17 protein-coding genes are annotated in these 26,105 nt (G+C 63.5%); 8 read left to right on the top strand and 9 right to left on the bottom strand.

What is annotated here, in order from left to right; translation table 11 throughout:
• Positions 1-84 precede the first annotated feature (84 nt).
• Positions 85-765 carry an FCD domain-containing protein gene (locus G4G27_RS22435; RefSeq protein WP_244624740.1) on the bottom strand — a complete coding sequence of 227 codons (681 nt, stop codon included), beginning with the start codon at positions 763-765 and terminating at the stop codon, positions 85-87.
• 270 nt (positions 766-1,035) lie between these two features.
• Between G4G27_RS22435 and G4G27_RS22430 the strand changes: the two genes are divergently transcribed.
• The 4 genes from G4G27_RS22430 (at position 1,036) to G4G27_RS22415 (ending at position 10,371) form a co-directional block, all read left to right on the top strand.
• Positions 1,036-3,489, top strand: a complete 2,454-nt coding sequence (locus G4G27_RS22430; protein ID WP_202049623.1) for a prolyl oligopeptidase family serine peptidase — start codon at positions 1,036-1,038, stop codon at positions 3,487-3,489.
• A 7-nt stretch (positions 3,490-3,496) separates the two neighbouring features.
• Positions 3,497-6,247 (top strand): DUF5695 domain-containing protein, encoded by a 2,751-nt coding sequence (locus tag G4G27_RS22425; RefSeq protein WP_183110684.1) that lies wholly within the window; start codon positions 3,497-3,499, stop codon positions 6,245-6,247.
• A 48-nt stretch (positions 6,248-6,295) separates the two neighbouring features.
• Entirely contained in the window at positions 6,296-8,167 is a 1,872-nt protein-coding gene (locus G4G27_RS22420) for an Svx/AvrXca family virulence/avirulence protein (protein ID WP_202049622.1), read from the top strand.
• A gap of 95 nt (positions 8,168-8,262) precedes the next feature.
• Positions 8,263-10,371: a discoidin domain-containing protein gene (locus G4G27_RS22415; RefSeq protein WP_202049621.1), complete on the top strand. Its 2,109-nt coding sequence runs from the start codon at positions 8,263-8,265 to the stop codon at positions 10,369-10,371.
• A gap of 255 nt (positions 10,372-10,626) precedes the next feature.
• Here G4G27_RS22415 and G4G27_RS22410 read toward each other — a convergent pair whose 3' ends face one another.
• The 3 genes from G4G27_RS22410 to G4G27_RS22400 all read right to left on the bottom strand — a co-directional run bounded on the left by G4G27_RS22410 (position 10,627) and on the right by G4G27_RS22400 (position 15,531).
• Positions 10,627-13,761, bottom strand: coding sequence for an efflux RND transporter permease subunit (locus G4G27_RS22410; protein ID WP_183110682.1), 3,135 nt, complete (start codon positions 13,759-13,761; stop codon positions 10,627-10,629).
• On the bottom strand, positions 13,758-14,831 hold the full coding sequence (locus tag G4G27_RS22405; RefSeq protein ID WP_244624464.1) for an efflux RND transporter periplasmic adaptor subunit: 1,074 nt from the start codon (positions 14,829-14,831) through the stop codon (positions 13,758-13,760). The genes G4G27_RS22410 and G4G27_RS22405 overlap by 4 nt, the downstream gene beginning before the upstream one ends.
• A gap of 82 nt (positions 14,832-14,913) precedes the next feature.
• A complete protein-coding gene (locus G4G27_RS22400) occupies positions 14,914-15,531 on the bottom strand; it encodes a TetR/AcrR family transcriptional regulator (RefSeq protein WP_183110680.1) in 618 nt (205 codons plus the stop codon).
• A 91-nt stretch (positions 15,532-15,622) separates the two neighbouring features.
• Between G4G27_RS22400 and G4G27_RS22395 the strand changes: the two genes are divergently transcribed.
• Positions 15,623-17,083 (top strand): efflux transporter outer membrane subunit, encoded by a 1,461-nt coding sequence (locus tag G4G27_RS22395; RefSeq protein WP_183110679.1) that lies wholly within the window; start codon positions 15,623-15,625, stop codon positions 17,081-17,083.
• Positions 17,084-17,189: 106 nt separating this feature from the next.
• Here the strand turns inward: G4G27_RS22395 and G4G27_RS22390 are convergent, their stop codons facing one another.
• From G4G27_RS22390 to G4G27_RS22380, 3 genes are all read right to left on the bottom strand, one after another.
• A complete protein-coding gene (locus tag G4G27_RS22390; protein ID WP_183110678.1) occupies positions 17,190-17,747 on the bottom strand; it encodes a hypothetical protein in 558 nt (185 codons plus the stop codon).
• A complete protein-coding gene (locus G4G27_RS22385) occupies positions 17,731-18,297 on the bottom strand; it encodes a hypothetical protein (protein ID WP_183110677.1) in 567 nt (188 codons plus the stop codon). The genes G4G27_RS22390 and G4G27_RS22385 overlap by 17 nt, the downstream gene beginning before the upstream one ends.
• 126 nt (positions 18,298-18,423) lie before the next feature.
• A complete protein-coding gene (locus G4G27_RS22380; RefSeq protein WP_183110676.1) occupies positions 18,424-21,237 on the bottom strand; it encodes a TonB-dependent receptor in 2,814 nt (937 codons plus the stop codon).
• Positions 21,238-21,494: 257 nt separating this feature from the next.
• Here G4G27_RS22380 and G4G27_RS22375 point away from each other — a divergent pair, with 257 nt between their 5' ends.
• Entirely contained in the window at positions 21,495-21,890 is a 396-nt protein-coding gene (locus G4G27_RS22375; protein ID WP_183110675.1) for a hypothetical protein, read from the top strand.
• Positions 21,891-22,033: 143 nt separating this feature from the next.
• Here G4G27_RS22375 and G4G27_RS22370 read toward each other — a convergent pair whose 3' ends face one another.
• Both G4G27_RS22370 and G4G27_RS22365 read right to left on the bottom strand, forming a co-directional pair.
• Positions 22,034-22,942: a cyclase family protein gene (locus G4G27_RS22370; protein ID WP_244624463.1), complete on the bottom strand. Its 909-nt coding sequence runs from the start codon at positions 22,940-22,942 to the stop codon at positions 22,034-22,036.
• 60 nt (positions 22,943-23,002) lie between these two features.
• A complete protein-coding gene (locus tag G4G27_RS22365) occupies positions 23,003-23,653 on the bottom strand; it encodes a DUF1345 domain-containing protein (protein ID WP_183110673.1) in 651 nt (216 codons plus the stop codon).
• A 392-nt stretch (positions 23,654-24,045) separates the two neighbouring features.
• On the opposite strand from G4G27_RS22365, the gene G4G27_RS24370 reads away from it, so the two are divergent.
• Both G4G27_RS24370 and G4G27_RS22355 read left to right on the top strand, forming a co-directional pair.
• Positions 24,046-25,371, top strand: a complete 1,326-nt coding sequence (locus G4G27_RS24370; RefSeq protein WP_183110672.1) for a DUF5681 domain-containing protein — start codon at positions 24,046-24,048, stop codon at positions 25,369-25,371.
• A gap of 259 nt (positions 25,372-25,630) precedes the next feature.
• Positions 25,631-26,104, top strand: coding sequence for a hypothetical protein (locus G4G27_RS22355; protein WP_183110671.1), 474 nt, complete (start codon positions 25,631-25,633; stop codon positions 26,102-26,104).
• The last annotated feature ends 1 nt before the right edge of the window (position 26,105 follow it).

Below are 26,105 nucleotides of genomic sequence, written 5' to 3'. Positions count from 1 at the left end.
AGAGAGAACAGGGCTTCGACAAGCTCAGCCCGAACGGAAGAGTGGATCAACCCACTTCGAGGCCGATCCAGCTCCTAACCCTGCTCACTCGCGCATCGATATCTCGGTGTCGACGAGCGCGAGCCGGACCAGTTCGCGCATCGCGGCTTCGGCCGCCGCCGCGCTGCCTTGCGCGATCGCATCGTGCAGCGCGCGATGCTCGGGCATGGGGTCACGCGGCAATACCCCGTTGCGCTGCTTGAAGATCGTCGTCCAGGCGATCGCCGCCATGATCGTGCTGGCCAGCGCGATCACGGCTTCGTTGCGTGTCGCCTCGAGCATCACGGTGTGGAAACGCTGATCGGCAAGGCGTCCGACTTCGGTGGTCAGGCCGTGCTGGCCCATGACCTGCAACGCCTCGTCCATATCGGCGACCTGCGCGTCGGTGCGGCGCTCGGCCGCGATGGCCGCCGCCGCCGGCTCGATCATCATGCGCAATTCGAACAGGTCGCGCAAAAACTGCAACGTCGGCTCTGCCTCGAATTGCCAGGCGAGCAGGTCGGGATCGAGCAGGCTCCATTGGCGTCGCATCTTGACCCGCGTACCCGCCTTGGGGCGACTATCGACCAGTCCCTTGGCGGCAAGGATGCGAAAGGCTTCGCGCAATGCGGACCGCGAGATGCCGAGCTGTTCGCTGAATTCGATCTCGCCGGGGAACAGATGCCCCTCGGGCAGTTCGCCTTTCAGGATCTGGACGGCCAGTTGCTGCGCCAGTGATCCATGCATGCGTCGACCGCTACGCCCTCCCGCCGGGAGGAGCTTGAATTTCTGGTCCGAGACATAATCGTTCATCGCTACCCTCTCTGCCCAAGCCTTGTAGTTAAGCGCGTCGGTAAAGCCAGAGCCTTTAGTCTGAGCATATATCGTATAATATTCTTGACGCGATCATATTCGACTGGTGTAACGCGGCCGAAAGGGGTGAACGGTGAGACAGCAGAAATTTTCGCATTTTCGAAGCGTGGTCCCGCCGATCGGCAAGACCGCCAAGCGGCGTTGATGATGCGGCACCCCTTGGCGCAATTGACCCTCGCAACCTGTCTGATGCTGTGCGCTGTCCCCGGCGTCGCCCAGCCCGCCCCTACTACGTCCGCGCCTACCACGTCCGCCCCTATTACGGCAGTCGCACAACCTTCCGCACCGGCGTCGATCGTCGCGCGTTATCAGAAGGCGGACGACTATCTCGGCGCCTACCTCAACACGCTGATCGGCAATCGCGACCTTCAGGCGCGCTTCGTCGCCGACGGCAAGGGAGTGATCTATCGCGGCGGTCCGGCGGCCGCACGCCAGATCGACTATCTCGACCTCACCACCGGCGCCCCCCGCACGATCGTAACCGAGGCCGTGCTGGCGAATCTGCTCGGCAAGGCCGCGGCCAAACCAGTGGTCGCCGCGACGCTGCATATCGAAAAGCCCGAATTCGACCCAGGCAGCGGCGTGCTGAAATTCGGCGCGTTCGACAAGCGCTGGGCACTCGATGCCAACGGAGCGCTGAGTGAAGCGGCGACCGGCGACCCCGATGGCGAGACCGGCCTGTCACCCGATGGCCGTTTCCGCATCGTCGCGCGCAATTTCAACCTGTTCGCGGTCGACGTCAAAAGCGGCCGCGAAACCGCACTGACCAGGGACGGCACGCGCGAGCAGCCCTATGGCCGCAGCATCCCGCAATTGCCCGATATCCTGAAACAGGGCACCGAGGATCCGGTCATGCCGGTGTCGGTGCGCTGGTCGCCCGACAGCCGACAAATCATGACCTGGCGGCTCGACACGCGCGGCGTCGCGAAACTGTCGATGACGCAGGAGAACCCGCCGGGCAGTTTCTACCCGCGCAGCTTCAGCTATATCTATCCGCTCGCCGGCGCGGAAAAACTGCCCATGGCCGATCGGCTGATCATCGATGTCGAGCGCGCGCTGAAGAAGCGTAAGGCGAAGATCATACCGGTCGCGGTCCCGTCCGAAGCGCTGCTTTACCCGGCCGAACCCGATATGGGCTGGTCGGGCGACAAGGGCCGGCTGATGTGGACCGAGCGCGGTTACGGACAGCAAGTCGTCTACTCGATCGATGCGAAAACCGGCGCGGCTATGGTCACCGCGCGCGAAGCGACAAAACCGATCGTCACCGTCACCTCCAGCTTCATTCAGCCCGCGCCCGAACTGGGCGGCGAGCTTGCCGTGTCGGAGCGATCCGGCTGGGCACAGCTTTATCTGGTCACGCCGGATGCCCCCGATGGCGGCGCTCCGCTCACACGCGGCGACTGGGAAGTGCTGTCGATCGAGCATGTCGATGCACAGCGCCGGTCGATCCTGCTCACCGGTGTCGGACGCGAGCGTGATCGCAATCCCTATTGGCGTGCGCTGTACCGCGTGACGATGGATGGCAGCGCACCGGTCCTGCTGACCCCCGAACCGCTTGAGCATGAGATCAGCGTGTCGCCCGATGGCCGCTTCGCGATCGACGCGATGTCGAGCCCGACCATAGCGACCCGCACGGTGGTGCGCGACACCAATGACGGCCGCATCATCCGCGAACTGGGCCGCGCCGATCCGACCGCGCTGATCGCCAGCGGCTATACCGCGCCCGAACTGTTCAAGGGTGTGGCGGCGGATGGCACGACACCGATCTATGGCATGATCTACCGCCCCGCCCGGTTCGATCCGGCGCGACGCTATCCGGTGATCGACAGCGTCTATACCGGTCCGACCACCACTCAAGTGCCGACCAGCTGGGACGAGACCGTTTCGGCCAACGCCAACAGCGTCGCGCAACTCGGCGCGATCGTCGTGATGATCGACGGGCGCGGCACGTCGCGGCGCGGCCAGGCATTCCGCCTGCCCGCGTATCAGAATCTCGGTGAAGTCGGGATCGACGACCATATCACGATGATCCGCCAGATGGCGGCGCGCTATCCCTATATCGATACCAACAGGGTCGGCGTCTATGGCGGCTCGGCGGGTGGTTATGACGCCGCGCGCTTCATCCTGCGCCGCCCCACCTTCTTCAAGGTCGCGGTATCCTCCTCGGGCAATCACGATTTGCGGCTCGACAAGGCATGGTGGCCCGAAGTGTCGATGGGCGTTGCCGATGTCGCAACATGGGAGCGCAACTCCAACATGTCGGTCGCCGCCAATCTGCAAGGCAAATTGCTGCTGATCCATGGCGATATCGACGATAACGTGCCCGTGACCGAAAGCTTCCGGCTCGCCAATGCGCTGATCCAGGCGAAGCGCGATGTCGACCTGGTGATCCTGCCCAACACCACGCACCGCGTCGCCCAGCCCTTTTTCTGGCGCAAGCTGCGCGACTATTTCACCCGCAACCTGCTCGATGAGGCGCCGCCGGCGCTGCTGCCGCTGACGCCCGTTCCAGCCGATGCCAGCACCTCGACCCCCGGCAGCGCGATCCCCAGCAGTTCGATCCCCAGCACTTCGATCCCCAGCACTTCGATCCAGTGAGATGACCATGTCCAACTCCAGACTTCTCTTCGCCGCCGCGCTGGTTCTGGCGGGCGTCACTGCCACCGGGCTGGTCACCACCGCGATCGCCGCGCAGGAGCAGGCGAAACCAAAGCCAGTCTACAAACCGATCGCGACCCAACCCTTCTCGGTCGGCGCCTTCCGCATCGCGTTGCGCAGCGACACCGGCACGCTGGCACGGCTGTCGCCGGCAGCCGAGCCCGGGTTCGACTATGTCCCGGGCGGCCGCGAAGCCGAGCGTCAGGGCGATGGTTATGTCCATCTCGGCGATCTGCACCTGCGACTGCGCTCGGCCGGCGGCGAGTGGCGGGATTATGCCTCGCAGCGTGCGCGCAAGCCGATCCGCGCATTGCCGGCCAGCGCCGGAACGATCGCCGCCGCCGACATCACCGCGTCGATGGGCGGGGTGCCGGTCACGGTCGAACGCCGCTGGGTCAATGTCGGCGGCGTGCTCGCGCTGCGCTTCACGCTGGTCAACCGGTCGACTCAGCCGATCGAGATCGGCGGGCTCGGCATGCCGATGGTGTTCGACAACATCATCACCGAACGCAGCCTGGAACAGGCGCATATCCAGGCGAGCTTTGTCGATCCCTATATCGGCCGTGACGCGGGCTATCTCCAGGTCACCCGCCTGAACGGCAAGGGTCCCGCGCTGCTCGTCGTGCCCGAACGCGGCACTCCGCTCGAGGCCTATCGTCCGATCCTGCAGGACCGCCATGCGCCGAAGGGCGACATCTTCACCGACAAGAGCGATCGCGGCCAGACTTCCGAAGGATTCTACGACTGGACCGTGGCGAGCAAGGGTTTCGCCGAAAAGGAGTGGAAGGACGCCAGTGAACAGTGGAACGCGCCGACCAGCTTCACGCTGGCGCCCGGCGCGAGCCGTACCGTCGGCGTGCGTTTCGTCCAGTCGCCATCGATCCGCGCGATCGAAACCACGCTGACCGCCAACAAGCGCCCGGTCGCGGTCGGCATTCCCGGCTATGTCGTGCCGACCGATCAGGAAGCGAGCCTGTTCCTCAACAGTGCGCAACCAGTGACCAAGGTCGAGAGCTGGCCGGCCGGCGCGCTGACCGCGACCGCCGCGGGTTTGGTAAAGGGCTGGCGCCGCTACACCATCCGCGGTCGCGATTTCGGCCGTGCACGCCTGTCGATCACCTATGCCGATGGCAGCGTGCAGACGGTAAGTTATTTCGTCACCAAGCCGCTTGAGCAGACGATGGCCGATATCGGCCGCTTCTCAACCACCAAACAATGGTTCGACGACAAGAGCGACCCGTTCAAGCGAGCGCCCGCGATCCTCACCTATGATCGTGACGCCGGCAAGATCGTGACGCAGGAACCCCGTGTGTGGATCGCGGGGATGAGCGACGAGGGCGGCGGCGGGGCCTGGGTCGCGGCGATGATGAAGCAGCTCGACAATCCCGACGCGGACGAAGTCGCAAAGCTCGAACGGCTGGTCAACGAGACCGTGGTCGGCAAGCTGCAAGTCGCCGACGGACCGCACGCGGGCGCGGTGCGGAAGAGCATCTTTTATTACGACCCGGCCGAATTTCCCGATTATTACGACAAGTCGGTCAATTGGAAGAGCTGGACATCCTGGTCGAAAAAAGACGCCGGCGATCTCGGCCGCGCCTATAATTATCCGCATGTCGCGATCGGCCATTGGGTGCTGTACCGGCTGGCGCGCAACCATCCCGGCCTGGTCAGGACGCAGAGCTGGCGCTGGTATCTCGACCATGCGTACATGACGACCGTCGCGATGATGCGCGACGCGCCTTATTATGCCGAGTTCGGGCTGATGGAGGGCGACGTGTTCGTCGACATCCTGAAGGACCTGAAGCGCGAGGGCCTGACCACCGAAGCGGCCGAGATGGAACGGCTGATGAAGGGTCGCGCCGATCACTGGAAGACGCTGCAATATCCCTTTGGCAGCGAAATGCCGTGGGATTCGACCGGTCAGGCCGAAGTTTATGCCTGGATGCGCTATTTCGGATATCAGCCCCAGGCCGATGTCACGCGCGAAGTGATCCTCGCTTATGACCCGACCATCCCGCATTGGGGTTATAACGGCAATGCGCGGCGCTATTGGGATTTCCTGTACGGCGGCAAATTCCCGCGCATCGAGCGGCAAATCCATCACTACGGATCGACGCTCAACGCGGTGCCGCTGTTCGATGCCTATCGCCAGAACCCGGCCGATTTCCACCTGCTTCGCGTCGCTTATGGCGGCATGATGGGCGGCATCACCAATATCGACCAGACCGGCTTTTCATCGGCCGCGTTCCATTCCGCGCCCGACATGCTGAAATGGGATCCCTATACCGGCGATTACGGCATGGGTTTCTATGGCCATGCGCTGACCGCGGCGACTTATCTGGTCAAGGATCCGACATTCGGCTGGCTCGGTTTCGGCGGCAATGTCTCGCAAAATGCCGGCACGATCTCCATCGCGCCGAAGGATGGCGCGCGGACGCGGCTGTTCGTCGCGCCGGCAGGCGTGTGGCTGACGCTCGAATCCGGCAAGATCGCCACGGCGTCCTATGATGTGAAGACCGGCGCGATCGCGCTGACGCTCGACCCCGCCGGCACTGCGACACCGGCCGCGCGGCTGTTCGTCGAAACGACGGTCGTCGGCGCGCGCCGCTACAGCGCCGACCGGGGTGTCGAGGAACGCGGTGGCCGCACCATCCCGCTTTCCGCGCAACCGACCCGAGTGACGCTCAAGGCGAACTGATTTTTCGCATCTCCCCGGATATTGAAGGCACGTGGCATGAACAGGACGATGCGACTGATCCCCGCGCTTGCGGTGGTTCTCACGGCGTGTGGCGGCAGCAGCGGTGGCGGCGTCACCGCCACGCCGGCACCGACCCCCACGGCCACACCGGCGCCAACGCCGACGCGTTCGGCAGGGGCGTGTGTCCCCGGCGCCTATACGGCGGTGGCGACGTCCGATGCGCAACCACCGATCCGCTATGAGACGGAGCATTTCGCGTTCCGCTGGAACAATAACGACGTCGCTCAGCCGATGGCCGATGCGGCCGGAGTGCAGCTGGAATATACCTGGAAATATTTCATCGACACGATCGGTTTCCGCGCGCCGTTCTGCGGCTCGGCGACCAAGCACAAGGTCAATATCGCGATCGTGCCAAGCTATGGCCTGACCGGCGGTGCCGACGGCAATGGCAATCCCGGCATGTGGATTGGCCCGGGCGCGCTGGCCGACCATTTCGGCCTGGCACATGAATTCACTCATGCGCTGCAGACGATGACCGGCGGGTTGCAGGATTCGCCCTATACCGGCTGGCTGTTCGAGAGCCACGCCAATTGGATGACCACGCAGCTGCCCGAATTCCGCAGCAACACGCACTGCTCGATCTTCCTCAAGCAATATCCGCATCTCTATTACGGGTCGACGCGCACGCGTTACTGCAACTGGCAGTTCCTGGAATATATCAAGGACCGCTACGGCTACGCCGCGATCAACGATATCTGGAACAAGGCGCCCAAGGCGGGCGACGCGGCACAAAAAACCGCCGATCCCCTGTCCGTGCTGATGGCTAATCAGGGCTGGACGATCGAACAACTCAACGACCGGTTCGGCGAATGGGCGATGCGCAACGCCAACTGGGATTACATCAATCCCGACGGCAGCGATCAGGGTGTGGTGTACCGCGCCAATTACGGCAGCTATGATCAGACGACGGACAGCAGCATTCTGGCGGCGACGGTGCTCGATCCGATCGATCTCGCCAACCGGCGCTTCGCGGTGCCATCGGCCTGGGCGCCGCAGCGCTGGGGTTATAACATCGTCAAGCTCTATCCCGATTCAGGCGCATCGACCGTCTCGGTCGATTTCCGCGGCGTGGTCCAGACCGCATCCGCCACCGCCACCCTGCCCGGCCTCGCCGATGAGCCGAGCCCGATTCCCGCACCCAATTCCGGCTGGCGCTACGGCCTGGTCGCGGTCGGCGCGGACGGCAAGGCGCGCTATAGTGCGCTGCAACGCGGCAGCGACGGCCAGACGAGCATCGCGGTCCAGTCCGGCGATACCGGCCTGTTCCTGGTCGTCATCGCCACCCCCACCGCGATGCAGAAAGTGCGCTGGGACCAGCCCTGGTATTCGGTCTATCGCTATCCCTGGATGGTGCAGTTCACCGGCGCGATGCCGCAAAACTATCAGCCCGGCGCGGTGATCCTCGCCGGCGGCCACAAACATGCCAATGGCGGCGGCTGGGTCGCGGCGGGCGCGACCGTCGCGGCGAGCGCCTATGTCGGGCCCTATGCACGAATCCTGTCGGGCACCGTGTCCGGGACTGCGCGGATCGAAGATCATGCGGTGGTCGCCGATCAGGCGCAGGTGCTGGGCAATGCCCGGGTCGGCAACCTGACCGTACTGCGCAAGAATACCGTGGTGCGCGACGACGCCCGCGCTTTCACGACATTCCTCGGCCTTGGCGAATATGAGAACAACATCACTTTGTCCGGCACCGCAGGCAATATCGGCGATGTGGAACAGCGCGGCGCATCCTTCGCAAGCGGCTTCTATTACGGCTTTGTCGATCAGGCGGCGGCAACCGACCCGAAGCGCGGATCGGCGCTGACCGCCCCGGCGCCGGAAGTGACGGCGACACCCAACTATATTTGGCGACCCTGATTGGCACGCCACGAGCTTGGCAATTTGCTACCAGTTATAACGGCGCGCTCGTTGCCAGGACGAGCCCCGCATAACGCGTGACGAGGATGACGGAGGTGAACGACCAAATGTCCACCGCATTGCTTGGTCCAGTCGGATCACGTCGACGTTCCAAATTCCGTCGCTTGGCTCTGCTCGTCAGTCTGGGAAGCGTCGCGCTGACGGCTACCTGGCACAATGTCGCGCGCGGTGGCGCGGTGATCGCGTCGCCGGTTCCCATGTCTGGGTCCTTTCCTCGCATAGCACCGACAAGGCTGTTTCAGGCCTTTGGAAACGATGCGCCGTGGTATCGCGACAATATTCCGCTGTTCGAATCGTCAGATTCCACGATCGATGCGGTCTATTATTATCGCTGGGCGGTATTCCGTGCGCATCAGCGCGACTTGGGAACAAAGGGCTATATATCCACAGAATTCCTGGACGATGTTAGCTGGCAGCTCAATCCCTATGCTAGCCTGAACGACGCCAGCGCGTTCCATATCCAGGAAGGACGCTGGTTGCGCGATCGGCGCTACGCCGGCGACTACATCAATTTCCTCTACAATGGCGGCAACGACCGTCATTTCAGCGAATCGATAGCCGATGCAGCTTATGCGCGTTTTCTCGTCGACGGAGACCGTGTGGATGCGGTGCGCAACCTTGATTCCATGCGCCGTATCTACGACGCTTGGAACGATCGGTTCGATGTTCGCAAGGGCCTCTATTTCATCGAGCCAATTTCCGATGCGACCGAATATACCATATCGTCGATCGACGCTTCCGGCGGTCGGGACGGTTTTCTCGGCGGAACCGCATTCAGGCCGTCGATCAACGCCTACATGTTCGCCAACGCTCGTGCGATCTCGCGGTTGGCGGCGCTGGCAGGCGACAAAACAACCGCAGCCGATTTTTCGGGTCGAGCCAGTCGTTTGCGAAAGCGTGTGCGCGAGGCGCTGTGGGACCCTTCGTTGGGCCATTTCACCGACCGATATCAAGTATCCAACCAGCATGTAAAATATTGGGACCGGATCCGCGGACGCGAATTGGTCGGCTTCTTACCCTGGACATACGGCATGGCACCCGACGAGCCGCGCTTTGCGGCGGCCTGGAAACATTTGCTGGCCCCTGACCGCCTCGGCGGCCCATTCGGAATGCGTACGCTTGAGCCCAGTTACCAATATTACATGCGTCAGTACCGCTACGAGGGCAAAGCCCCGGAATGCCAGTGGAATGGCCCAATCTGGCCATTTCAGACGACTCAGGCGCTGACCGCAATGGCGAATCTGCTACGCGACTATCACCAGGACGTTGTGTCGCGCGAAGATTACGTACGCCTGCTGCGTCAATATGCGCGACTGCATTATCAGGGCGATCGGCTCGACCTCGAAGAGGATTACGACCCGGCGACGGGCAAGCCGATTGTCGGTCTCGCCCGAAGCCATCATTATTTTCATTCTGGATTCAACGATCTGATCATCTCAGGCCTTGTCGGCTTGCGTCCGCGCGAGGACGACATGCTGGAGGTCGACCCCTTGATTCCGACCGCTCATAATGCCGGCGATTTAAGATGGTTTCTCCTTCAGGACGTTCCTTATCATGGCCGGCTGGTGACAATTCTCTACGATGCCGATGGCCGGCATTACGATATGGGCGCCGGCCTGCGGATATATGCCGACGGTATGGAGATTGGGCGTAGCGCCACAGCGTCGCGGATTGTCGTCCCGCTTCTGCGCCGCCCTGCCGCTCGCCCCGCCACGCGTACCGACAAGCTTGTGGAACTCGTGCCCGGACAATTCCCTAAGCCATCGGCGTCCAGTGGTAGCCAGGACCGCATCCACGACGCCGTCGACGGCCGAATAATGTTCTTTCCGGAGACCGAGCATGGATGGGACAGCGCGCCCGGTGACGATGCGCCGTGGTTCATGGTTGATCTGGGTCAACCACAAACGCTTGGCTCGTTGGAAATCGCGTTTTTCGAGAATGCGGTATATGCCGCACCATCGGGCTATACGCTGGAAGCACGCGTCGGCGGGTCTTGGCTGACGCTCCATGCCAGCGACACAGGAACGATCGCAAACGGGATAACGATGGCAAGCTGGACACCGGTAAAGGCGGATGCGGTCAGAATCAGGCTGCGCCCCCGCAACGGTAAGCCAGTGCGACTTGTCGAATTGAAAGTGTTTTGACCCGGCACCGACCACGACCGTTATCGTAGATTTTCTGTCGGTGCGTCGATCGTCATTCATCCCCGGCTGTCGGGCGAGGTCGATTGTAGGGTCAAAGCTCGCGGCATGGCCGATCACGTCGCCAGCACGATACTCCGGCACTCAGTCGTCGGGCATCTCGACTATGACCTTCAGCGACCCGCTTTTCCCGGCGAAGCTGACATCGCTGAAGCCGAGCGACAGCGCCCTGGCGCCCTCGGGGATCGGATTTCGCAATCATCCTGCAGCCGGGATTGCGCCGGGCGACGCAGTGTCCGACCGCTCCCCATGCCCCGGGGGCCTGATCTTGAACCAAAGCGCGTAAAGCGCAGGCAGGAACACCAAAGTCAGGATCGTGCCCACCAGCGTGCCGCCGATCAGCGTGACCGCCATTGATCCCCAGAACACCGAGCTGATCAGCGGAACAAAGGCGAGCACCGCCGCCAGCGCGGTCAGGATCACCGGGCGGGAGCGCTGGACGGTGGCTTCGACCACGGCATGGTAGGGGTCCATGCCGTCCTTTTCATGGTCGTGGATCTGGCCGATCAGAATCAGTGTGTTGCGCATCAAAATGCCTGCAAGGGCGATCAACCCCAGTATAGCGTTGAAGCCGAAGGGTTGGCCGCTAACCAGGAGAGTAGGGACGACGCCGATGAGGCCAAGCGGCGCGGTGAGCAGAACAATGGCCATCGCCGACAGGCTTCGCACCTGAAGGATGATGACGATCATCATCAGCACGATCATGACCGGGAAGATCGGTGCGAGCGCAGCGTTCGCCTTGTCCGCCTCCTCGATCGAGCCTGCCATGTCGATATGATAGCCGGAAGGTAGGCCCTTGATGATGGGCTGGAGCTTACCGAGCATCGCGGTCGATACGTCCGGCGGCTGCAGGCCGTCCGCGATGTCGCCACGAACGGTGATCGTCGGCAGCCTGTCGCGGCGCTGCAGGATCGGGTCCTCCATCCGCATTTCCAGCTTGCCGATCTGGCTCACCGGCACGCGCTCGCCATTGGCGCCGGTCAGCATGTAATCGCCGACCCGCGCCGGATCGAGCCGGTCGCTGCCGCCCGAGCGCGCCACCACATCGACGGTGCGGATATCCTCGCGCGCCTGCGAAACGGTGGCGCCGGTCAGGAGGAACTGGAGCTGTTCCGCAACGTCGCTGGACGTCAGGCCGAGCGCACGCAGCCGGTCCTGATCGAGGACGAAGTGCAAGGCAGGTGCCCGATCGCCCCAGTCGGCGTTGACGGTGCGCATCATCGGATCGTCCTGCATGACCTTCTGCGCCTTGGCTGCGATGGTCCGCACGGTCGCGAGATCAGGGCCGCTGACCCGGAAGGCGACCGGGAAGGGAGAATATGGACCAAAGACGAGCTGCGTCGCACGCACCCGTGCCTGTGGCGCGAGGCCCTCGGCCGCAGCCTGGCGCAACCGAACCTTAAGCGCGTCGCGCGCTTCCTCATCGGCGGTCAGGACGACGATCTTGGCGAAGGACGGGTCGGGCAGTTCGGGCGACAGCGACATGAAGAAACGGGGCGCGCCCTGGCCGACATAGGCCGTCACGATCTTCGCCTCGGGCTGTTTGCGCAGCCAGGTTTCGACTTGCTTTGCAGCCTCGCTTGTTTGGGCAATCGCCGTACCCTTGGGCATCTGCACCTCGACCAGCACTTCGGGCCGGTCGGACGCAGGGAAGAACTGCTTTTTGACCAGCGCCATGCCCGCGCCGGCGACGAGGAACGCACCAAGCGTCGCCAGCGTGACAAGGACCTTGCGCCGCACTGCCCAGGCGATGATGCTGCGCACCTTCTCATAGCGGGGCGTCTGGTAGATCGCCGCATGCCCGCCTTCGATCGGCTTGATATTGGGGAGCATCTTCACCCCCATATACGGCGTGAAGATCACCGCGACGAACCATGACGCGATCAGCGCGAAGCCGACGACCCAGAAGATGTTGCCGGCATATTCGCCGGCGGTCGACTGCGCGAAGCCGACCGGCATCAGGCCGATGACGGTGACCAACGTACCGGCCAGCATCGGCGATGCGGTGTGGCTCCATGCATAGGCCGACGCGCGGATGCGGTCATATCCTTCCTCCATCTTCACCACCATCATCTCGATCGCGATGATCGCGTCGTCGACGAGCAACCCGAGCGCCAGGATCAACGCGCCCAGCGTGATGCGGTCGAGCACGCGCCCGGTCGCCCACATGATGACGAGCACCACGGCGAGCGTCAGCGGCACTGCGGCGGCGACGACGATGCCGACCCGCCAGCCGAGGCTGATCAGGCTCACGATCATCACGATCGCCAGCGCCTCAAGGAAGGTGTGCATGAACTGGTCGACCGCGCTGGTGATGTTGACCGACTGATCGGTGACAGGTGTCAGGCTCATGCCGAGCGGCAGTTCATCCGTGATCTTCGCGATCTCCGCCTTTAGCGACTTGCCGAGGTCGAGGCCGTTCCATCCATCGCGCATCACGATGCCGAGTAGTAGCGCGGGTTCGCCCTGGCTTCGGATCAGGAAGGATGCCGGATCCTCGTAACCACGCTCGACCTTGGCGATCTCTGACAGGCGCAGCGTGGTGCCGTTCGCGACGATGGGCAGGTCGCGGATCTTCGAGAAGTCATCGAACGCGCCGTCGAGACGCACGACGACTTGCTGGCCCTTGGTCTCGATCGCGCCGGCCGGCGTGATCATGTTCTGCTTGGCGAGCGCGGCAATGATGTCGCGTGGCGAGACACCGAGTGTGGCGAGACGCTCCTGCGCGAACTCGACATAGATGCGCTCCGGCCGTTCGCCGACGATATTGATCTTGTTGACGCCAGGCACGTGAAGCAGGCGCTGGCGCAGGGTTTCGGCTTCGCGCGCGAGCAGCCTCTGCGGCTCGCCCTTGGCCTTCAGCGCATAAAGCGCGAAGGTGACATCGCCATATTCGTCGTTGACGAAGGGGCCGATGGCGCCACGTGGAAGGTTCGGCGCTTCATCCGACATTTTTTTGCGCGCCTGGTAGAATTCGCCCTGCACCGCGGCGGGCGGCGTCGTGTCGCGCAGCGTCAGCGTGGTGAAGGCGAGGCCGGGGCGGGTGAAGGTTTCGCTGCGATCGTACCAGCGCAGCTCCTGCAAACGCTTTTCGAGCGGCTCGGCAACCTGATCCTGCATCTCCTGCGCGGTCGCGCCGGGCCAGGCGGTGACCACCGTCATAACCTTGATGGTGAAGCCCGGATCCTCGGCGCGGCCGAGCTTCAGAAAGGCAACCGTGCCCGCCAGGATGATCGCGATCAGGAAGAACAGCGTGACCGATCGCTCGCGCACCGCCAACGCGGAGAGGTTGAACCGCCCGGGTCCTTCCTGCTCGCTGGACCCGCCACTCATCGCGCCGCCACCCGGACCGTCTGGCCCTGATGCAGCATATGCGCGCCCATCGCCACGAACCGGTCACCGGATTTCAGCCCCGACGTGACGGTAGCGGCCTCCTCGCCGACAACGGACACCCGCACCGGACGCCATGTGACTATCGGCTGCGTGCCGGCGCTGACGATCCACACGCCCGGGCCTCGCCCCGCATCGTGCAGGGCGCCGAGCGGAATTTCGGTGGCCACTGCGTCGCCCGGCATGGTGAGCGTCACCGTCACCGTCGAGCCGAGTGGCGCACTCGCCGTCACGCCCGCGAGAACGTAGCGCGCCTCGAACGTTCGCGACGCGGGGTTGGCGGAGTCCGAGAGCTGGCGCAGTGTCGCGCTGCCGGTTCCTCCGTCGAAAGTGCGTGCGCGCGCGGCCGACCCGAGTGGCGGGCGCAGCGTTTCGGGCAATTGCACCAGTGCCTCGCGTGGCCCGGACCGCGCCACCCGCACCACGGTCTGCCCGGCCGAGACAACCTGCCCGGGCTCCGCCAGCGTTTCGACGACCGTGCCGTCCGCATCGGCCAGCAGAACACCGTAGTTCGTTTCGTTGCGCGCCACGTTCGCCTGCGCCTGTGCTGCTGCAAGTTGCGCACGCGCCGAATCCGCCGCTGCCTTGGCCTGGTCGTAGGCAGAGGCGGATACCGCGCCCGCGCCGACGAGATCGCGGTAACGCTTCTCGTCGGCGGCAGTCTGCAACGCCCGCGCCCGTGCTGCATCGACCGTCCCTTGCGACGCGCGGGTCGCAAGCGCGAGATCAGTACCGTCTATGCTCATCAGTGGCTGACCGCGGCGGACCACCTGCCCGGCATTGACGAACCGCTCGGTAATTTTCCCGCCAACACGAAAACCGAGATCGCTTTGTACCCGCGCCGCGACGATGCCGGTGAATTCACGCGTTGCGGCATTGGCCACCATGGGGGTCGCGACGCGAACCAGCGGCGGTTTTGTCCGCGGATCAGGCTCGGCATGATGGCAGCCCGACAGGGCGACCACAAACAGGGCGGGCAAGGTCAGGACAGGGTTGCAATACCGATTCGACACGCACGGTTCCTCCAAAGCAGAAGGAACCTTTGTTGTCATGTGACCAATTTGTCAATAGGTCACATGCGTAATCTGGTCGAGGTTACGGCGCGAGGCTCCGCAGAATGAGGCCCGTCACCTCATTTTGGGCGTCGGGCATCAAGTCGAGATTACGCTCCAGATGCAGCGGATCGATAAACGGCGTCATCGCATAAAGGATCGATCGGCAGACTTCGTCGAGCGGCGTTTTGCGTTCGAACTCGCCAGTTTCGCGGCCGTTCTTCACGATCTCCAGCAGCATCGATTCCAGTGTCTGGAAATAGGTTCGCGTCGATCCCCATCGCTCCGCCGCTGACAAGGCGGCAATCTCGAAGATTTTGCGATCTTCGAAGAACAGCGCGATACTCAACGCGGTAACACTCTTGAACATACGACGAAATCGATCGGTCGCGCTGCCGCCTTCGTCGATCGCTGCGCGCGCCTCCGCGATGATCTGATCGAGCCGCGCGCTACAGATCGCCTCGCCGATCGCCTGCTTCGACTCGAAGAAGCGATAGATATACGCCTTCGAAAACCCGACTTCCCGCGCCAGGTCGGACACCGTCGTCTTGCCATATCCGTAATGCGCGAAACATTCTTTGGCAGCCTCGACGATCTGGTCGCGCACGGCATGTTCGGCAGGCCCGCGGGTGGCGGGCGATTGGGCTGGGGCATCGGTCATGCACGCTCCATAACCGCTATCCACAGGATTGACAAATAGTGACCATAATGATTACTAGTTACATCACGGATCATGTGATGGAAGGCCGAACATGCGATATTTCCGCGCTGCAGCCCCGCTGGCGGCGACCATCACCCTCATTGGGGGTTGTGCCGTCGGCCCCCGCTATGTGGCTCCCATATCCTCCGCGCCGTCCGCTTTCATGGGCGCAGCGGCTGTCGATGCGCGACCGGCTGCATCGGGCACGGCGGCCGGGAGGGCGGATCTGGTCGATTGGTGGCGCGCGTTTGGCGATCCGCTGCTGACCAGCCTTGTCGAGCGGGCGCTCGCACAGAATCTCGACCTGCAACAGGCCGGCGCCCGCGTCGTTCAGGCGCGCGCGGCGCTGAAGAATGCCAATGCCGCGCTGCTCCCGTCCGGTCAGGTAAGCGGTCAGGCTGGCGAAACCTATCAGTCGCTCGAAACGCCGATCGGGCGGATTGGTAGCGCGTTTCCCCAATTCCAGCGTTCGACCGAAAACTACGAACTCAACCTCGGCGCCAGCTGGGAGCTGGATCTGTTTGGCGGGCGTGACGCAGCCCGCGATGCGGCGCGGGCGGATTGGCAGGCATCGGCCGCAGGCGCAGTCGCCGCACGTCTTGCGGTGGCGGCGCAAACGGCGGACACATATATCGCGATCCGAACGCTGCAAGCGCGGCTCGATGTCGCGCGCGCACAAACCGGCACGCAGCAACGGCTCGTCGATCTGATCGCTCTCCAATATGACAAGGGGATCGCGGCGGAGCTTCAGGTCAGACAGGCAGAAGGCGCGCTGGCGCAGATACGCGCCTCGATTCCGGCGTTGCAGAACGAACTCGACATCGCGATGAACGCGCTCGACGTGCTGATTGGCGTTCAGCCTGGCACGACGCGGCCAGAATTGATCGCCGCAGCCGCCATCCCCGCGCCGCCGGCGATTTCTACTGCCGGAGGCCCGGCGGCGCTGCTTCGTCGTCGCCCCGATATCATCGCGGCCGAGCGAACCCTGGCCGCGTCAAACGCGCGGATCGGCGTCGCCATGTCGGAATATTACCCCAAAATCTCACTCAGCGGCCTGCTCGGCACGGCGACGGCCGCAGCAGGTGGCCTGTTCGGCGGCAACGCGACACAAGCCAATGGCATCTTCGGCTTACGCTGGCGCCTGTTCGATTTCGGCCGGGTCGATGCCGAGATCAAGGCCGCCAAGGGTCGCAATGCCGAGGCATTGGCCGCCTATCGCCTGACGGTGCTGCGCGCGTCGCAGGACGTCGAGGATGCGTTTTCGACATTGGTCCAGCAGGAGGCCCGCTCGACAGCATTGGCGCAGGGCGAAACATCTCTGACTCGGGCACGCAGCGCCTCGTTTGCGGCCTATAAGGGCGGGGTCGCCAGTCTGATTGAAGTGCTTGATGCGGACCGCCGGCTGCTCGAGACCCGCGATGGCGCGATCCAGGCACGCGCCGCGGCGAGCCGCGGGGCGGTGGCATCGTTCCGCGCACTGGGTGGCGGATGGAATCCTCCCGCGACGAACTGACTGGCCGGCACGCCAGAAGAACGAAACACCTGAGAACGAATAGCCGCTGACACCCGGAAAAATCGACTCACCCCAGATCCGCAGAACCAGCGAGATACTCCGGCACCTAGTCGTCGGGCATTTCGACGATGACCTTCAGCGACCCGCTGTTCCCGGCGAAACTGACGTCGTTAAAACCGAGCGACAGCGCCCTGGCGCCCTCCGGGATCGGCACGCGAACGCCTTCGCCGACGATAAAGGGCCGCCCGACCAGCACGCCCTTGTCGTCGACGAACACCGCGACGAGCGCATGGAGATTGGCCGGATAGAGGATCTTGGGCGTGTACAGGCTGGGATAGACTTTGCCGCCCGGCCCCTTGGTATCGTCGACCGCCTTGCTCTCCACGCCTTTCGCATCGACCGCGCCGTTACCGGCGGAAATGGTCGTGCCTTCGGCATAGATCGACACCTTACCCGACACGTCGGGAATGCCCGGCACGACCAAGGGCGCACCGGCGTCGCGACCGAACGGCATCTTCTTGTTCGCCTTGGGCAGCCAGGGTCCGGATTTCGCATCGACCTGCACGACGACCTGCCGGCCCCAGGCAGCGACCGGCGCGACCAGACCGGCCAGGGCTAGCGTGGCGAGAAGAGGGCGGGCGAGAATGCTATTTGGGGTCTTCAACGGACACACTCCCTTCGGCATAACTGACCACGACATCCAGCGCGCCGCTATTGTCGGAAAAGATATCGTCGTTGATGCCCAGCGCGATCGCCGCCGCGCCGTCGGGAATCTCGACCTCCGCGCTCTCGCCGATCGCAAATGGCGTACCGATGATGCCACCATCGGCGTTGATGAAGCTGCCGATCAGCTGATTGAGCCGCAACGGATATTGCGTCGCCGGAATGTAGCGGCTGGGAAAGAAACTGCCCGACCCGCCGGGATTGGCATCGGTCACATAAGCGGCCTGACCCGACGGGCCGAACTTCTCGCCCCCGACGATCGTGTCGGTGGTTCCCGTCGCCTTGAAGCGCACCTTGGTGCCGGACAGCAAATTCATGCCCATGACGATCGCCGGCCCTTTGCCGTCGCCCCGGCCGAACGGCATCTTGGGATTGACCCCGACACGCCACGGCATCGCACGCGCATCGACCTTTACAGTCACGTCCTTGGCGGCGGCCGGCGCGGCGGCGAAGGCCGTCGCAAGGACGAGCGCCCATGGCAGAATCCTCATACGCCGCTCCTCATCAAGGGCTTGTCCTAGCCCCGCCCAAAAAAAAGGCCGCGGCGTGAGCCGCGACCCTGGAGGTTGGTGTCGCATAAGGGGGGAGATCGGAATGCATATGCGACCGTGGAAGCACTAAAAGCGGAAACGGGCGCTTGCCTGGAGCGTGCGCGCCTGGAAACGAACGCCAAGCGGCAGCAGCTTCTGCTGCCCGAAATAGCGCCTGTTGTCGTCACCGAGCAGGTTGGTGCCCTCCAGCGACAACGTCATGAACTTGACCGGCGTGAAGTTGACCGCCGCATCCAGCCGTGAGGTGTTGCCGTTGTAAGGCGAATATTCCGGGTTATCGACGAAGACGTTGAGACGATAGCTCGACCGGTAATTATACGCGACGCGCGTGCTGAAGGTCGGCGTATCGTAATAAAGTGCCGCGTTCACCGTGTATTTCGAGGTGCCGGGGAAGTCGAACGCGCCGGGGAAATCCTCCGGATACGGATATTCGACGCGCGCCTTCGCCAGATAGGTGAAGTTGGCGCTGGCACCGAAGTTGCGCCAGAAACCCGGAAGGAAATCGAAGAAGCTCTGGGCGCTTGCCTCGATGCCCTTGAACGTGCCGTTGCCGGCATTGCGTTGCTGCTCGACGAATCCGGATTGCCCAGGCAGGCCGTAGCGTGACAGATCCGCCACCTCTTCACGGCTGTAATAGAGATAGCCGCTTGCGGACTTGATATAGCCGGCCAGCGTGATCGATCCGGCGCGTCCGAAATAATATTCCAATGACGCATCCCAGTTGGTGCCGCGTTGCGCCTTGAGGTCGGGGTTGCCGGCAAACACGATCGGCGGGCTAGCGCGCGTTTCCACAAAGGCGAACGGACGCAGATCATAGAAGCCGGGACGCTGTACGTTCTGCGTGTAGGCAAGCCGCAACTGCACCTTCGGCGTGAAATGCACGATCGCGTTGATGCTCGGCAGGATATCGGTGTAGTTTCCGCGCCCGGTTGCTTCGCGCACGATGTCCTGGCCACCAGTACTAGCGTCTCCTGGACGATAGTCGAAGCTTTTCACCGATCCGTAGGTATTGGTATAGCGAACACCTGCCACACCATCGATCGGGAAGCCCAGCTTGAACGCGTAGTTGATCTGGGCATAGGCGGCGAACGTGTTCTCGTTGGTCGTCCAGGTCTGTCCACGATCTTGTGACGGGAATTCGCTGGCGAAACGCGCCGCACTACCGGGGTCGGTCTGCTGGATATAGGAGCGGATCGCCCCGATATTGTCGAGCAATACAGCACCAGGAATCTGGAACCACTGCGGGGTGGTCACCCCATCGATCAGGGGAGAAACTAATACTGCCTGATTTCCACCCGGAAAAGCCGACAGGGGCGCCGCCACGCCGTTCACGCGCGGGAAGCCGTCACGATAGCCGTAGGAACGATCACTATCGCGAGTCGAGTAGCGGAAACCGGTCTGTAGCGAGCGCAACAGGCTCGCGTCGCTCAGTTGCAGCGTCAGATCGACCTGACCGGCGAATTCCTTGTTGTTCGACTGGCCTTTATTGTCCTGAAAACGATCAACGCCATAGTTGGCGATATTGGTGAGATCGGTATTGCCAAAGCTGATCGATGGCGCGCCACCGGGCACCTGATCGGAATTGAAATTGACCGTCGCCGACGTTTGGTTGCGGAAACGCAGGATTTGCTCGACGAAATAATAGCCGTCGTTGCTCCAGTTATATTGCGCGCTGGCATTGATCTGGGCGCGGTCGCCGCGCCAGTGTGCCTCGAAATTGGTGGTGTAGAGGTTCGAGCGGAAGGTGTTGTAGATCGAATCCACCCCGGCCAGCACGCCGTTAGGATTGTTGTTCGTCACCTGTTGCGCCGTACGCCCGTCCGCGCCCACGATGATGTTGGTAATCGTGCCGTTTTCGCGCGGCTGAATGAACAGTCGCTCGCTCTGTCGCTGTTCGCGTGAACCGATATAGCCGCCCTCCAGGACAAAATCTAACTGGTCATTGGCGCGCCATTGGATCACCGCGTTGAGCGACGGCCGCTTCACATTGCCCCGTTCCAGGCCGTAATAGGCGCGGTAGGGAATAATTGTACCCTGCAAGTTGACTGGAATGGACGCGAGCGGCGTGTTGGCAATAACTTCGCCGGTATCCGAATTCCGGCAGCAAGCGACATCCGGCGATTCACTCTCAATGAAATTCTCAAAATAGTTCGTGCGCGTATATGACCCATTGAGCAGCACGCCGATTTCACCGATGCCGGTGTCCCAGCGACCGCCGACCAACAGGCTGGCGTAAGGGCTGACCTTCTTGGAGATGTCTTCATACACGCCACGCACGCTGCCCGCGACGGTCAGGCCCTTTTTCAGGTCGAGCGGGCGACGCAGTTCGACGTTGACGGTGCCGGAAATGCTGCCTTCGACCTGATCGGCGGTACGGGTCTTGTAGACATCGACGGACTTCAGCAATTCGGCCGGAATATCGGCAAGGTTGATCGAACGCGCTTCGCCCAGGCTGGTGCTGTTGCCGTTGATCGTCGTCTGCACGCCGCCCTGCCCGCGGATCGTGACGTTCTGGCCTTGGCCGCGTTCACGATCGATTTGCACGCCGGTCACGCGTGACAGCGCTTCGGGCACATTGTTGTCGGGCAGCTTGCCGACGTCTTCGGACACGATCGAATCGACGATCTGCTTGGCGTTCTTCTTCTTATCGGCCGCCTTGGAGAGGCTCTGGCGGATGCCGTAGACGATGATGTCGGTGTCGTCGGCCTCCTGATCGGCGGCTACGGGCGCATCCTGAGCGGCCGGCGCGATGGCGCTGGCGGCTGAAGCGTTCGGGGCCGGATCCACACCAGGCGATTCGGCCGATGCGGCGGTTGCGCCGAGTGCGATCATTAGCGCGCTCATGCCGCTCGTGATCTGCAGGAACGTCTTGATCTTCATGTTTTTTCCACCCCTCAGGCCGTTGACGCCAGTGTGGGCACCCCTAATTCCCTTTGTGCCCTACAATATACCGTATACTAATAAAGCAGCGGCGATGCAAGCGGGGTAAGATTTCGTGCACCAAAGTGTCGGCGGACTGTCACATGCGGCGCTTCCACGGTGCGCGCCGGCCGGATCGGCGCCCCGATCCGGCACCACCGCCCGTTCAGCATCGCCTGTCGCCGCGTCGCCGTCACCACTCGCGAAAGGACCAGGTCATGATCATCGCCAAATCCATCCCCCTCCTGCTCGCCATCCTCGCGATCGGCGGAACCGCGACCGGCTCGGTTGCGGCCAGGAAAGGCAGCTGGCTGTCGCAGGAACTCGCCGGCCGGTCGCCCGGCGCGCCGAGCGACTGCATCGTCCTGTCGCGCGTCGATGGCCCGATGATCGTCGATGCCCACACCATTCTCTATCGCCAGTCGGGCAAGAGGATCTGGCGGATGAATGTCGGCGATACATGCCCCGCACTGCGCGAGGACACCGTGCTGGTGGTCAAGCCGTCCGATTCGCGTTTATGCCGTAACGACACTTTCCAGGTCCTCGATCGCGCTACCAGGATTGCCAGCGCGTCGTGCCGCGTGGGTCAGTTCGTGCCATATGATCGACCCTGACCTTCCGCCCTTGGCGGCGTGCGGTAATGACGAGATTGCGAGCATCATGTCCTCCAGACATATAATAGTCTGATTATATACCTTATATGATCGCGGAGAGTTGGGGCGGTTTTGTCTGCCGCCTCCCCATCAATGCAGGATTCCTATGTCATAAGCTGCGCATGGGCGCGTACCGGGAAGGTGCCCATCTCGCTGATCTTCGGCGGCACGGCCCAGAAGCGAAACCCATGGTTCGGCAGCGCATCGAGATTGGTCATGTGCTCGACGATCGGAATGCCGGCGCCGAGCAGGATCGAATGGACCGGTCGTTCCCCGCCCGAGACATCGTCGATGTTGAACGAATCGATGCCGACGAGCAGCGCGCCCTTGTCGCGGAGATAGGCCGCGGCCGCGGCGGTCAGGAAGGGATGGCCTTCGAAATATTGGTCGGTCCGCCAATGCTTCGCCCAGCCGGTATGGACCAGCACGGCATGGCCGGCGACATCCGTCGCGGCGAACACCGCCCAGTCGATCGCGCGGTCGGCGCTGCCCTCGACCCGCACGACCAGCGCCGGCACCGCGCTGACCCGATCGAGGTCGAGCGCGGCCAGATCATACCCATCGGCATAGCGATGATAGGGCGTGTCGAGATACGTCCCGGTATTGCCGACCAGTTCGATCTTGCCGATCTGAAATTCGGTACCCTCGGCATAGAGTGCGCGGGAGCGTTCGCGCGACAAATGATCGCACATGATCGGCGCGGGCAGCCCCTTATAGGTCACCATGCCGTCTTCGATGATATGGCTGAGGTCGATGCGGCGCCCCGCAACGCCGTCCGAAGGCGCGATCGCCGCCGCCGCCGCGGTACGCTTATGGCGTTCCGCGATGATGCGCTTGTTCAGGATGCGCACCGCCCCGACCATGAGCAAGCGGAGATCGGCGATGATATAGGCGGCCAGCGCCGCGTCGGCGATGTCGTCGCCGTCGATGTCGAGGCGGAAATCCTGCCCCTGAATCCCGCCGCCATTGGCGAAGTCGATTTCGAAGTCGAAACACACACGCTTGTCGTTCACGATCCTGTCGTCCTTATCTGCGCCGTTGCGGCGACCCGCCCTGCCCGCTTCATCCGGCATTTATCCGCCACTGCCGAGCACATTGATCGAAAAGGCGATGACGCCGATGTTGAACACGAACGCGGCGAGGCCGTGGAACATGCCGATGCGGCGGATGCGCGCCGCGGTGATGTCGATATCGGAGGTCTGGAACGTCATGCCCAGACAGGACGAGAAATAGGCGAAATCCCAATAGTCCGGTTCGCTGGTGCCGGGAAAATCGAGACCGCCGCAATCCTTTCCGTCACCTCCGGCGCGATAATAGAGGTGCGCATAGTGCAGCGCATAGACGAGGTTGCTGAACAGCCATGACAGGCACAGCGTGGCAACCACGAGCGCGATTTCGAGCGGCTTGCGCGCGCCCTGCTGCATCAGCACGCCTGCCACGGTGACCATGATGACGCCGCTGACGAGCGCGCTGAGCGCGAGCAACAGCGCGCGATTGCCGTCATTGCGCCTGGCCGCACGCCGCATGTCCTCCGCCTCGTGCGAGAAGAGCGGCACGCACAAGATCATGAAAAGCAGCGCGCCGATGTCGAAGCCGAGCATCACGCCATCGCGCCAGCCAAGCGCCCCGACCAACGCCGTGCCGGCGCCGATCGAGACCGCGGCAAAGACCAGGAAACGCCAGGGCGCGACGATGTTGCCAATGCCCTTGCCTGCCTCATCCATGTCGATGCTCCAGCTTTGCCGCTTTCGCGATCCAACGAGCCGCGCGGCCAAACGCTCCGCGATGGGGTGGTGCGATGAGCAGGTGAACGAGGTGCGGTCCGTGGCCCGGACGGCAAGGATGCGGATACGGGCACCGGCAACAGGCGCGCGAGCGCGGGCGGCATCGCGGCGGGCTTTTTTCGCGCAGCGATGAGGGCTCTTAACGGAACATGCTTTTCGGGCATCCTTGCGGGAAGCTGCGGGAAAAACGGGGCGGCGCGACGGGAAGATTCCGGTGTGCCTGCGGGAAAACGGGCAAGTGATGGGTACGAAAATCATGTCTGCTCGATTCAACCAATCTGCCGAATGCGCTTTTGCGGCGACGCGCAATGCCCGTGCGCCGGAGACAAGGCATGACGACGTCAGACGAAGAGTTGAATCGCACCGACCCCGTGGAGACGGCGGAGAACCGCCCAGGCGACTATGAGGTCGGCTATGAGGTCGGTCGGGGCAAACCGCCGAAAGCGCATCAGTTCAAAAAGGGCAATCGCGCCAATCCCGGCGGCCGGACACGCAAAGTGAAGCCGTCGCACGAGCCGGTCCCGCGGCTGCCCGCGGAATCGGTGCATGAGATGCTGATGGCCGAAGCGATGCGCATGGTGCGGGTCAAGGCGGGCGGGCGCTATGTCGAGATACCGGCGATGCAGGCGGCGTTCCGCGAGATCGCGATCCGCGCGGCGCGGGGCAACCGGCTGGCCACCGCGACGCTGGCGCGGCTGGTGATGCAGTCGGAGGCGGCGGAGGCGCGCGCGGCGGAGGCGCGCGCGGCGGCGGAGCGGGTGATGGCTGAGCGGGGGGCGGAGCGAGGGGCGGCCCCCGCGCCAGCGCCGCCGCGCGCGCCGGCATGGTCCTTCCCGCCCGACGCGTTGCCGGGCTTTGAGGCGGCGGTCGAGTATAAGGTGGTGTGGACGCAAATATTGACCAGGGCGGCGCTGCTGAAGATCGAGCTGGCCGCGCCGGTGCCGCACCCCGATGATGTGGCGATCGGACGGGTGCGCGGCACGGCGACGTGGCCGGGGGCAGCACCGGGCGAGACGCTGTCGGTGGACGCGCTGGCGGCGATGCATGCCGAGTGGCAGACGGCGTTGCCGGCGCAGCGGCCGGCAATCGAGGCGATGCCGGAGGGGTATGACAAAACGGTGGCGTGGTGCGAGTGGTTCGCGCTGGACGATGCGCGCCAGTTGATCGCGGCGCATTTGCCGCAGCGTTACGCCCGGCAGATCGAGCCCGATACGCGGCGCGCCGAAGAGCAGCTACGCGACCGGTCACTGCGCACGATGGCGGAGCATGACCGTGGGCAGCACGAGCGGCTCATGGAGCAGGAGGCGTTGCGCGGGGCGCGCGCGGTGGGCGACGCGCGGTGGGATCACGGCGGAGACGATGACGGGGAAGACAATGATGCGGGGCGGTGCCGCGACGGCGGTGGCCGAGGCAGCGGGTCCGTCGCGGACCGTGGCGGCGGCAAGCGCCTATCGCGCGGCATGGCTGGAACTGCAGCAAGTGGCCGAGGATCTGAGGGTTCAATCGGGCGAGCCGATGCCGCCGCCCGAAGAGGTGATCATCGATATGGCGGCGGGAGCGGTGACTTATCGAATGCCGCCACCGCCGAGCCAGCGCGAGACGCTGGCCAGCCTGCGCGCGCCGCTGACCACGATGAAGGAGCTTGCCGCGATGCATGAGGGATGGATGGCGTGCGCGCCGTACCTGCAACGCATGCTCATTTTGCGGGGAAGGCGGGATGAGGCGTTGCGGTACTGCGGGATTGTCGAGCGGCATTTGATCGGGGCGAAGAGGGGGCGTGATTGGGTGTGTGAGCGGTGTTGTTTGGGATGGTTGGGCTGAAGGGATTAAGGGGTAGTTGCGCGCGTCACCGAAATCCCCAGCCGGATTGATCGAGGCGCATTGGACCTGCAGCCTCCGGATGGTATGGAAAGACCAATGAGGATTTATCTGTCTGGACCGATCAGCGGCGCCTCTCGCAATGATATCGCGGGATGGCGGCAGCACGTCGCCGGAATGCTACCGCAGCACGTGGATGTCTACGACCCGGCGGCCTCTCCCTACGATGCCTCTCTGGCCTATGAAGCCGCCGAGAGTCCGTCAGCGGCGCTCGGGCGGCTCATGCATGGACGGCTGGTCGTCGACCGCAACAAGCACATCATCCAGTCGTCAGACGTCGTGCTGGCCAATTTCCTGCACTCCGACCACGCTTCGATCGGCTCGATCGGCGAGCTCTTCTGGGCGAACGCGTTCCGCATCCCGATCGTGCTCGTTCGCGAGCAGTCGGGTAACGTCCACGACCACGCCATGCTCAACGCGATCGCCAGCGTCGTCGCGTCATCTCTTGAAGAGGGCTGCGACGCGATTCTGAACATACTTGGTACCGACGCACGGGTCGGTGGCCGCGGCTAGC

The sequence above is a fragment of the Sphingomonas sp. So64.6b genome (assembly GCF_014171475.1).
Lineage (GTDB): Bacteria > Pseudomonadota > Alphaproteobacteria > Sphingomonadales > Sphingomonadaceae > Sphingomonas > Sphingomonas alpina_A.
This window is presented reverse-complemented; position numbering and strand designations above follow the sequence as displayed.